Origin of the sequence: Oligoflexus sp. (assembly GCF_035638955.1) — a bacterium.
In the GTDB taxonomy this organism is placed as follows: domain Bacteria; phylum Bdellovibrionota_B; class Oligoflexia; order Oligoflexales; family Oligoflexaceae; genus Oligoflexus.
Genome location: NZ_DASQYZ010000176.1, coordinates 1 through 5740 on the forward strand (window position 1 = coordinate 1; position 5740 = coordinate 5740).

The following is a 5740-nucleotide window of genomic DNA, read 5'->3' on the forward strand; positions in this document are numbered from 1 at the left end:
GTGTTTATTTTTATCTGTTTTCATGGAAATACCGTGTCCCGCCTCGGACAATGAGCGCCGTACACTGGGACGTTAGAAAGGCTGAAGACTGCCCTTATGCACTCCTCAGCCTCATGATCACATCTCTCTGCCGGTATAAAACTCCCTCAGAATCTCTGAGGGCCTGTGCGCGTCTGGAATAAAAGGAGGTCTTTCAAAGAGCCTCCTTATCTGAATCACCTGAAGAATGCCAGGAAAGCGTTTCCTTCATTTTTACCCTTGGCGCTTGCAGCAATGGTCTGCACACTTCCATTGGTGAACACATTCTGCAACTGTTTCATTTCCACGATTTGCAACTCGCCCTGATTGCTGTACTGATAAACCGGGGTTGAAACCTCGACCATTTGAATTTCCTTGCCGGCTGCGTCTTTGGTTTTCTTCGCAACAGCCGTGATGTTCAGCACTTTCTGACCCGCAGTCGTGCTCACGGTGCAGCTTCCTTTGGCGATACCCTGGATCGCGGTTCCGATTTTAACGTTGCTGAGGGCTGCGGTATTGGCCGTTACATATGTAATCTGTGCACCTGCAGCCGGGGCCTTGGTGGACGCTTTGGATGGATCCGTATACTTTATGGCGATAACGGAAGGCTTGTTTTTATAGGCGTTGACGTCGCAAACAGTCTCGAACTTGCCGTTGCAGAGAAAGCCTGTGTCCAACCTGCCAATAATGAGGCCTTTGTACTTGATTTGTTGACCGTCCACCGTCGGCGCATCGTGCCCCCAGGTCAGGACTTTTTTGCCTTCAGCGAGGTAAAGCTTATTTCCATCCAGCGCAAACGATAGGGACGCGATGGAGGTTTCCACGAACAGCGAGTTGAGACTGCTGTCCTCACCTGCACCTTCGGTTTCACTACGGCAGCCGATTGATGAGGCGATGGCAAGGAACGCGAGTACCGTTACGAATTTCATTCTGTTCTCCTGCTGGGATGAATCAATTGCCTTCTGTAGAGCAAGCTCCGATCCAGGGACGCATCCTGCGAGCAAAGTTCATCTGTTGTTTTGTATGTCCTTGAAAGTTCATGTGATATTTTTTCAAACCCATCTGCGTTCGGTGCATCGCGTAGGGCGATGCAGTCATTGCGGAGGTCATGATGCTTTGGGCGATTTCCATGTATGGACGGTGACTTGAAGGATTTGAGAGGTATTTTTATCCAAACTTTCACTATCAAACCTCCACCGGGTTTCGGTATATCGGTAAAACTGGTTGTAAAACCCGGTCCAAAGGTGGGGGATGCCGCAATCAAATGTCAGAGTATCAATCGCACTAAAGCCGCTGGAGGCACAAAAAAAATGACGAGCTGACGCCAGGAGTCAAGGACGAGGTCTCATGCAAAATGCGATAGGATGACTCCCGAGTGCATCACGTGGATGGCCAATAGCCTTGAACTCAAGCCTTCGCTTGGGTATGGCCAAGTCCGAGTGCCACGCAAGGTCGGTGCGACGATTGCCCCAAGTCACCGGGGAAAACACAAATTACATGGCGAACAAATTGTTAAAAACGTTGTCAACTGTAGCAAGTCGCGATGGTTCGAATTCATCCATATTCCTGAATTCGCTGGATGTGTAGACAAATGGATTGAGGAACGTTTTCTGCAGAAGAGCATGTGCGACCAAGTCTGATTCTGATCTCTTGTCGCAGCGCCATGCTTATGTCGGGGGATGTCGGCCCCCGACAGGACTTGAATACCGCAAGTCGATGCTGTGGAGCACAGCTTTCTGCCCAGACCGACGGTCCTTTGAGCTGAACTTCAGGTTCCGGGTACCGCCTTAGGCGCTTTTTTCGGCTGTTCCTTGCTGCCCGCAAAGGTCATCACCTCATCTTCCAATTGCCACTCAAATTCCTCGAGCGTCGGTAGGCCCTCAAGCGAATCAGGCTGCTTCATCCCAAGCATGAAAACTTACAATAGGACAAGAGCAAGCGTATGCCTGCCTGTGTGTGTAGCAGCATCTGGACCTCAGCTGGCTGTTTGAGGTCAGCGAATATTATAGCAAGGGCGGGAAAATTCTCTTCCCTCATTTTCCTTCATCATTATTTGCCTTCTACTGCAGTGTGGAAGCTGGATTTGGCTGGATAGCAGCTATGTGATGTTTTGGAATGCAAGGAGGGTAGGCTTTACTAACAGATTACCGGGTGCGAAAGCGAGAGAATCCCCAGCTTCCGAAGACGTAAGGAGATTACTCCACGGTATTGTCTTTGGAAGCCACATACACCAGATCATACATGATTTTGGGTCCTTCCGGCGGCTCACCCCGTCATCGCTCCCTCTCGCCTAATTTGAAAAAAATTTACTATCAACGCATTCAACATGTTCTCCAGAAGCCCAGATTTTTTCGCATATATTTTGCAAAGGTGAAGACTTTCTGTTGCCTCCGACGGCACAAGAGGACGATGTAATCAGGCGGGGCGAGACTGGGAAAAACGGTTCAGTAGCGGATATTCATCGGCAGATCGATCGCGCGATCGCTGATGATATGAACCTAGCGAAGTGGAAAAGATGGTTATTGAAGCTGCTGTTAGCAGGCACAAAACCCTAGGTGCCGCGGCTCGGTGCCTTCGTCGTTATTATAGGTTTCGATGCCAGCAGTATTGGCTTCGCTTTTGTCGATAGTGATTTTTACCGCTTCATCATTTAACTTGATAGCCTTCGAAAGAAAGCGTTTTTCGGCTTTTCTATCGCGCTTTGCTGCTAGCAAATAGTCCACTGTATCGCCTTCCTTATCCACTGCCCGGTAGAGGTATTTCCGCTGACCTCTGACCTTGATATACGTCGCGTCCAATCGCCAGCTTTTACCCGCAGGCCTCTTAAGTCGGCGCACGGCCTTTTCCAGCCGTGGCTTACATTTCATGACCCAGCGGTAAATGGTGTTATGATCAATCTCAAGCCCGTGCTCTGCAGCCATCTCTTCGAGATCCCGGTAGCTCAACTTATAGGAAAGAGACCAGCGGACATGGGGCATGATGATCTGCCTCTTGAAACAATGTTCTTTGGTGTCAAAAAGTATGAGCCGGCCTCCGCAGGTTTCTCCGGCAATACCAAGGGCTTATTCAGCCGCAACAGAACCTTAATTACGGCCATGTACTGAGCACTGTCTAAAATATATAGTGAATTTTCAAAAAACAATGACCCAGGACGATCGTACACCCTTTGAAATATTACACTATTAATAGAATACAGGGGTCATCACGATTCACAGGATCCCTTCTGGGCGAAGCATTGAGATTGCAGGCTTGACAAAAGAATTGCGAGGGACTTCTGCGTCTTAACTGGGAAGCAGAGCATGTCCATTGCAGCGACCCGAGTCTGGACCAGGGCTTGCTTTACAAAAGTTAACATCGAGACAAGGAGAGATTATGATTCGCACTTATCCGAAGGCATTCACCTGCATTCTATTTACTCTCGCAATTTCATGCAGCAATGAGTCTCAGAAGGATAAGAGAGGAGAGCAGGTTCAGGTAGATGGCAAGTCGAAGAATGAGGTGGCAAGTGAGCTGAACTCAACGAGCAAGGACGCCAACAACGCAGAAAGTGCAGCTGCCAAACCCGAAGCTGCAGTCGCAAAAGATCCGAACGATGCGAACGATGCGAACGATGCGAACGATGCGAACGTTCCTGCTCCCACCGCCGCCTCCAATCCAACGACCATTCAAAAATTTCAAACTTTAGAACTTACACTTGAGGCGGGCAAAAGTGCTTTCTATAAGGTCATGCTCGCTAATTATGTGGTCTCCATTCAGCCGCTTACGGCGGGAGACTTTAACCTTTCTGGAGAAATCTATGACTTTGCGTGCGCCTCTGCGTTATTGCAGTTTGGAAAATTTACTGCAGGCGCTGGGGGCAAAGGCCAAGGTGGAGCCCAGGATGGTATGGGCGGCACCGCCACATCAGGAAAAATAGGTCAAAATGCGTGCTTAAAAGTCAGTGGAACTCACAAGGAAACGATAAAATTTAAGCTGACGATCGCCCAGTAGACGCTCTGACCTTCAGGGGCAGGGAGCACTGTGCGCCGGCCTAACGGGTCATTCACTTCGCTCATGTCCCCACACCGCTTTTTTACCGCCATTCTCGTGCAGGCTCCTGATTTTCCGAGGGCATGCTAGCGAAGGCGTCTTCTTTTTCGTCTGAGCGATCTTTTTCCTCCCCAAACAAATGGAGTCGGATCGCGGTTCCTACTGCAGTCGCCTCCAGCCATTCAATAGTTTCGATGCTGGTCGGTGGACGATTTCCCAACTATCCACGTTGAACAAGAGTATTTTGTATTGATTCAGCCTGAGGGCCAGGAGTTTCACTCAGCTCTTTGCAACGTCGTACACAGCATGAGCTATGAGGCCGGTATCAGGACCTGACCCCCGCTTCTTAATGCGTCTCCCTTCGAGTCCAGCATCAGGTCCGATCTTAGTTATTTGATCTTTGAGCAACCGATTGCGCCCCCGGCACTCCGAAACAGTGAAAACGCTCTGGAACTGATTCAAGACGTTGATTCGATTATTAGAGAAAAGGTGGGTGGGATCGAGAGCGCAAAAGCTCTGGCGGTTCAGGAAGCGCAGGAAAAAGCTCTGGGCTGGTACACCATGGAACAGGAAGCAGATGACATTGGGACTGAAATGGTCTATCGCCTGGGCCTGGATCCCATGTCCTTTGTTAGTACTCCGTGAAGTCAGCCGAAAACAAAGGTCAGGTCGAGTGGGACGGGGAACCCATACTTTCCACAACCGATCTCTAATTCTTGGGACCGCGTTTCACCGGATATGGAATTTGCATGTTGATTATTCTAAGGTTGCATGGTGAATAATTGGTTTTAGTATTGGTCACCTGCGCATGTCATGCGTTATTTGGAAATATATATCCTGCTGAGTTTTAAGCATTTTATTTCTGCTCAGAGTAGGTTCATTTTGTGCAATATGGCAGTAAGGCGGTAGGTCTCGGAATCTGCGGCAGTTAGATTAGTTTTGAATTACCGAGCTGGCCATTCCAGGAAATTAGAGGATTCGATATTTGTGGAGTGGCAATTTACGCCTTTGTCAGCCCAAGCGGTTGCGGCTTGGCGCCCAACCATCCATTGAAACTGGGAGTTGCTAGGTCAAAAGTCAGTGTGCGTTCTTTCGAAGTACAGCGTGGTTAGGTTACTTCATTGGTTTTGGACACAAAACTTGGCCCGTGGTGTTTGAGCTATAGGCGATACGCCCTCGGCCGCTGAATTTGCTTTTCACTGGTTGTCGAAAAATCATGTCCGAGACAAGAAATGGGAATCCTAAATGAACAGAATGGTTCGTGCTCATATGTTGTCGAAGGTAGTAGCATTCATGAAGCTGCCTCAAACCTTCGTTATCGTATGGGTGGTCTTGTTTCCCAAGGCCAGGGCCGAAGTTGCAATTGATATCGAAGTCGATGGCGATGTCAGGACAGGGATTGAGTATGAAAAGCGCAAAAATGGAGCTCACTCCTACGCTGAAAGCACGCTTGAGTTTGCATCGCAGCGTCGCGACGGTTTTCGCGCAGTGATTGAGGTACAGGGAAAAACCGAGACGCGCGAGGTCAGACTACGCGATAGCACGGTGGATTATAAAATCGATGACCAGCTCCGCGCTGAAATTGGTTTTAGCAAAAAACGCTTGGGCATCGAGTACAATCGATCGAGCTGGAACCGGGACTTGATCAACGAAACTTTGCTTTATAAAAAGCTTGAAGAGTTGACGCTCGTGG

The 5740-nt window shown here is 49.1% G+C and carries 6 protein-coding genes; 4 read left to right on the plus strand and 2 right to left on the minus strand.

What is annotated here, in order from left to right:
- A partial coding sequence (locus tag VE954_RS16565; protein ID WP_324954705.1) for a hypothetical protein occupies positions 1-182 on the plus strand: 182 nt, incomplete at its 5' end.
- A 33-nt stretch (positions 183-215) separates the two neighbouring features.
- Here the strand turns inward: VE954_RS16565 and VE954_RS16570 are convergent.
- On the minus strand, positions 216-947 hold the full coding sequence (locus tag VE954_RS16570; RefSeq protein WP_324954707.1) for a hypothetical protein: 732 nt from the start codon (positions 945-947) through the stop codon (positions 216-218).
- 1605 nt (positions 948-2552) lie between these two features.
- Positions 2553-3071, minus strand: coding sequence for an IS6 family transposase (locus tag VE954_RS16575; protein ID WP_324954715.1), 519 nt, complete (start codon positions 3069-3071; stop codon positions 2553-2555).
- Between the two features lie 319 nt (positions 3072-3390).
- Between VE954_RS16575 and VE954_RS16580 the strand changes: the two genes are divergently transcribed.
- The 3 genes from VE954_RS16580 to VE954_RS16590 form a co-directional block, all read left to right on the plus strand.
- Positions 3391-4008, plus strand: a complete 618-nt coding sequence (locus VE954_RS16580; RefSeq protein ID WP_324954709.1) for a hypothetical protein — start codon at positions 3391-3393, stop codon at positions 4006-4008.
- Positions 4009-4440: 432 nt separating this feature from the next.
- Positions 4441-4692, plus strand: a complete 252-nt coding sequence (locus tag VE954_RS16585) for a hypothetical protein (RefSeq protein WP_324954711.1) — start codon at positions 4441-4443, stop codon at positions 4690-4692.
- 648 nt (positions 4693-5340) lie between these two features.
- A partial coding sequence (locus VE954_RS16590; RefSeq protein WP_324954713.1) for a hypothetical protein occupies positions 5341-5740 on the plus strand: 400 nt, incomplete at its 3' end.